The sequence below is a fragment of the Pseudomonas sp. CM25 genome (assembly GCF_013179705.1).
Classification (GTDB): Bacteria; Pseudomonadota; Gammaproteobacteria; order Pseudomonadales; family Pseudomonadaceae; genus Aquipseudomonas.
The window spans coordinates 1-4,736 of sequence record NZ_JABMCW010000383.1 but is presented as its reverse complement, the minus strand read 5'-3'; the positions used below and the strand labels follow the sequence as shown (position 1 = coordinate 4,736).

The following is a 4,736-nucleotide window of genomic DNA, read 5'->3' as shown; positions in this document are numbered from 1 at the left end:
GCCCTGCGCCTGGCCCAGCTGGCGCTGCAGGCCGGGTTGCCGGAAGGGGTACTGAACGTGGTGCCGGGCCTGGGCGAGCAGGCCGGGCAGGCGCTGGGGCTACACCCGGATGTGGATTGCCTGGTGTTCACCGGCTCCACTCAGGTGGGCAAGTACTTCATGCAGTACTCGGCCCAGTCCAACCTCAAGCAGGTATGGCTGGAGTGCGGCGGCAAAAGCCCCAACCTGGTGTTCGAGAACTGCCAGGACTTGGACCTGGCGGCGGAAAAGGCGGCGTTCGGCATCTTCTTCAACCAGGGTGAGGTGTGTTCGGCCAACTCGCGGCTGTATGTGCAGCGCTCCATCCATGATGAGTTCATCGAGCGCCTGCAGGCCAAGGCCCGCCAGTGGCTGCCGGGTAATCCGCTGGACCCCGCGAGCCGTGCCGGGGCCATCGTCGACGCCGGGCAGACGGGCCGGATCGAAGCGGCCATCGCTCGAGCCGGGCAGGAAGGGGCGCGGTTGCTGTGCGGTGGGCGGCGGCTGACCATCGCCGGTTCGGACAACTACATCGAGCCGACCATTTTTGCCGGTGTCGAGCGCTGCATGAGCCTGGCGCAAGAGGAGGTCTTCGGGCCGGTACTGGCGGTGAGCGCCTTCGACACCGAGGAGCAGGCGGTGCGCCTGGCCAACGACAGCATCTACGGCCTGGCGGCCTCGGTGTGGAGCGACGACTTCAACCAGGTGCACCGGGTGGCGCGGGCGCTGAAGGCAGGCACCGTGTCGGTGAACACGGTCGATGCGCTGGATGTCACGGTGCCGTTTGGCGGTGGTAAACAGTCCGGATTCGGCCGCGACCTGTCGCTGCATTCGTTCGACAAGTATTCGCAGCTCAAGACCACCTGGTACCAGTTGCGTGGCTGAGAGCTGGCCTCTACTTCGATCCAGCCAACTGCGAACGGGTCAACAGTGCATCCAGCACCACTTCGCACGCGGCTCCCCAGGTCGCGCTCACCGGCTGATGCATCAGCACCGCCAGTCCATCCGCAGTGAAGGTGCCAGGGGTGGCAATGGCCTGTCCAAGGGCCTTGAGCGTGTACTCCGGCTGCTGCCCCGCGCTGGCCACGCAGTCCTGCAGATTGCCCAGCACCAGCGCCCGTGCCTCGGCCGCTGGCAGGCCTTTGTCCATCAGCCATTGCTGCAGGTCGTGGAGCAGGAAGTAGAACCAGCCATTCATGCACGCCGCCACCGTGGCCAACTCGAACTCGGGCTCGCCGTGCAGCACCACCAGCTTGCCCAAGGGCGCCAGGTATTGGGTGGTGAGTGCGTCGGGCGGGCAGACCACGACGGTGGACTGGTTATATTGCGCTGCGTACGACAGCATCGCACGCACGCAGAGCGCACCGGGAAACGCGCTCGCCAGCTGCGCCAGGCTGATCCCGGCGGCCAGCGACACCAGGCGCTGGCCGGGGCGCAGGCTGATTTCCTCGGCCAGTTCGGCCAACGAATGCGGGCGTACGCCGATCAGCACCAGCTCGGCCTGGTCCACCACGGCCTGGTTGCTCGGCAGCACCTGACAAGCATGTTCACGGGCCAGCATGGCGGCCCGGTCGGCATTGCGCGGAGAAAGCAGAATGGGGCCATCGAAACCGCTGCGGCGCAGGCCGATGACCACTTTTTCGGTGAGCTCGCCCACCCCTAGAATGCCCAGGCTGTGCATGGTGTCTCCTTGTCAGCTTTCCAGGCCGGCGCGGCGCTGGCCCCAGTGCAGGTTGAGGTTCACGCCCACGCTCAGCAGCGGTTCCGGCGGGTTGCGGTTGGGCCCTTTGGAGCCCAGCAGAAAGTCGATCAGCTCATCACGCTCGCCGCACAGCCAGTCGGCCAGCAGGGTGCCGGTGGCGGTGCCACGGGTGATGCCCAGGCCATTGCAGCACAGCGCGGCATGCACGTTGGGGGCGAGGGTGCCGAAGTGCGACAGGTGGTTGCGCGACAGGCACATCGAGCCGCCCCAGGTGTATTCGAATGGTATGCCCGACAGCATCGGGAAGCGCCGCTCGAACGCGTCGCGGTGCTGGCGCCCGGCGCGGGCAATATGGCGCGGGTGGGCGCGCCCATCGGCGTTGAAGCTGAAGCTGTTGCGCACCAGCAGGCGCTGGTCCGGCGTGCGCCGCAGGGTGCTGCCGAACGGGTCGGCGGGGATGATGCCCCAGGTGGCCTTGCCGCCCAGACGGGCCTGTTCTGCTTCGGTCAGCGGGCGGGTCATGCTGGCGTAGGTGAAGATCGGCAGTAGGCGGCCGGGCAGGAAGCCGAAGTGCGAGGCGAAGGCGTTGTTGGTCAGCAGCAACTGGTCGGCGATGATCTCGCCGTTGGCGTGCTTGAGGGTGATGCGGCGGCCCTGCTCGATGTGGGTGATGGTGGTGCGTTCGTGCAGGGTCACGTTGCCTGGCAGGCTTTCGGCCAGGCCCTTGGCCAGGGCGGCAGGTTGCAACAGCTGGGTGCCCGGGGTGTACAGCGCCTTGCGGTAGAACGGGGTGCCGACGTGCCCGGGCAGGTCGCGGGCATCGATCATCTGGTAGGGCTGGCCGAGTTTTTCCAGGCCGCTGCGGTAGGCTTCCAGCACGGCCAGGCCCTTGTCTTCGACGGCGGCCTGGTACTTGCCGTCCGGGCGGATCTGGCAGTCGATGCCGTGCTGGTTGATCAGCCCGCGCAGGATCGACTGGGCGCGCAGGTTGAGCTTGAGGTTCATCCTGGCGGTGGCCAGGTCACCGATGTAGTCGGGGGCACCGATGTCGTGGGGCAGGTCGATGGCGAAGCCCGAGTTGCGTCCCGAGGCGCCGAAGCCGACCTCCTGGGCATCGACCAGGATGATTTCGTCGTCGGGGTGGTGCAGCGCCAGTTGCCGCGCTGCGGCAAGGCCGGTGAAGCCCGCGCCCAGCACCACCCAGCGTGCCTCGCTCCGCCCTCGGTGTGCGGCGCGGGGCTGGCGCTCGGGGCTGAGGTGGAACCAGCCGCAACCGTTGTCGTCCGCGGGGGTAGCGGTGTTTCTGTACATGGGATTTTTATCCGTGTTGTTTTCTCCACTATGGCATTGGGGGGGCGGGGGGACTATGACGGGAGGGACGGGGAATGGGATGTTTTGGCTGGGGGTTGGGTGCTGGGGGGGGGCGGCTTGAGGAGCGCCCCTAGGTGTGCGGCACGCCCTTTGCGCTTGCCCCGCCCGCAAACTCCGGCTTCAGATGCCCCTGTTCATCCAGCAGGTAGGCATCCATGACCTCGCGCACCACCGGCCCTGCCACCCGGCCACCGGCTTCGCCGTTCTCGATCATCACCGCCACTACAACGCTGGGGTGGTCGGCCGGCGCAAATCCGACGAACAGGGCGTTGTCGCGGTGCCGTTCGAGGGTCTTGTTGCGGTTGTAGCGCTCGCCCTGCTTGATCGCCACCACCTGTGCGGTGCCGCTCTTGCCGGCAATCCGGTACTGCGCCCCGGCCGCAGCGGCGCGGGCGATGCCGCGCGGGTCGTGCATGACCATCTGCATGCCCTGGCTGACCTGGTCCCAGGCATGCTTGTCATGCAGCACGATATTGGGCATCGGGTTGGGGTCCACCGGCGTATCGCCGCCCACCGTCATGGCCAGGTGCGGGCGGTGCCACACACCCTTGCTCGCCAGCAGGCTGGTGGCCTGGGCCAGCTGCAACGGGGTCACCTGCATATAACCCTGGCCAATACCAAGGATCAGCGTCTCACCCGGGAACCACGCCTGGCGCCGCGTGGCGCGCTTCCACTGGGCCGACGGCATCAGCCCGGAGGCCTCCTCGAACATGTCCAGCGAGACCTTCTGGCCCAGGCCGAACTCGGCCATGTAGTCGTGCAGGCGGTCGATGCCCAGCTTGTGCGCCAGGTCGTAGAAGTAGGTGTCGTTGGACCGCATGATCGCGGTGTACATGTCTACCCAGCCGTCCCCACTGCGGTTCCAGTTGCGGTACTTGTGCTCGTAGTTGGGCAGTTCGTAGTAGCCCGGGTCGAACACCCGGCTGCCCGGGGTGATCACGCCGCTGTCGAGGCCAGCGATGGCCACTTCCGGCTTCACTGTCGAGCCGGGCGCATACAGGCCGCGCAGCACGCGGTTGAACAGCGGGCGGTCGATGGAGTCGCGCAAGGCGGCGTACTGCTTGAAGCTGATGCCCTTGACGAACAGGTTGGGGTCGAAGCTGGGGTTGCTGACCATCGCCAGTACATCGCCGTTGGCCGGGTCCAGTACCACCACCGAGCCACGGCGGTCGCCCAGGGCTTTCTCCGCAGCCACCTGCAGGTGCGAGTCCAGGGTCAGGACAATGTCCTGCCCCGGTGTCGGCGCCTTGTGGTTGAGCACGCGCATTACCCGGCCCTGGGCATTGGTCTCGACTTCCTCGTAGCCCACATGGCCGTGCAACTGGGTTTCGTAGAAGTGCTCGATGCCGGTCTTGCCGATCGACTGGGTACCGCGGTATTCGGTGCTGTCGAGGGTCTTGGTTTCGCGCTCGTTGATGCGCCCCACATACCCCACCGAGTGGGCAAAATGCTCGGCCAACGGGTATTCGCGAATGAACTGCGGCTCGACATCCAGGCCTGGCAGGCGGAACTGGTTGACTGCCACCAGGGCGATCTGCTCTTCGCTCAGCCCGACCATCAAGGTAACCGGCTCGAACGGTTTGCGCCCGCGCCGCAGGTCCTTGTCGAACTGCTTGCGGTCATCTTCGTTCAGGCCCAGCACCTG

General features: G+C 66.6%; 4 protein-coding genes. 1 reads left to right on the top strand and 3 read right to left on the bottom strand.

Annotated elements, in window-relative coordinates:
• Positions 1–903, top strand: a 903-nt coding sequence (locus tag HP546_RS26075; protein ID WP_172231468.1) for an aldehyde dehydrogenase family protein, incomplete at its 5' end; no start/stop codon positions are given.
• A 10-nt stretch (positions 904–913) separates the two neighbouring features.
• Here the strand turns inward: HP546_RS26075 and HP546_RS26070 are convergent.
• The 3 genes from HP546_RS26070 to mrdA form a co-directional block, all read right to left on the bottom strand.
• Positions 914–1,699 carry an NAD(P)-binding domain-containing protein gene (locus tag HP546_RS26070; RefSeq protein ID WP_172231465.1) on the bottom strand — a complete coding sequence of 262 codons (786 nt, stop codon included), beginning with the start codon at positions 1,697–1,699 and terminating at the stop codon, positions 914–916.
• 12 nt (positions 1,700–1,711) lie between these two features.
• Positions 1,712–3,031: an FAD-binding oxidoreductase gene (locus tag HP546_RS26065; protein WP_172231462.1), complete on the bottom strand. Its 1,320-nt coding sequence runs from the start codon at positions 3,029–3,031 to the stop codon at positions 1,712–1,714.
• Positions 3,032–3,161: 130 nt separating this feature from the next.
• Positions 3,162–4,736, bottom strand: a 1,575-nt coding sequence (gene mrdA, locus HP546_RS26060; RefSeq protein ID WP_172231459.1) for a penicillin-binding protein 2, incomplete at its 5' end; no start/stop codon positions are given.

Coding starts and splice junctions, on each gene's coding strand:
- HP546_RS26070 (WP_172231465.1), bottom strand. CDS start 1,699: ATGCACAGCCTGGGCATTCTAGGGGTGGGCGAGCTCACCGAAAAAGTG.
- HP546_RS26065 (WP_172231462.1), bottom strand. CDS start 3,031: ATGTACAGAAACACCGCTACCCCCGCGGACGACAACGGTTGCGGCTGG.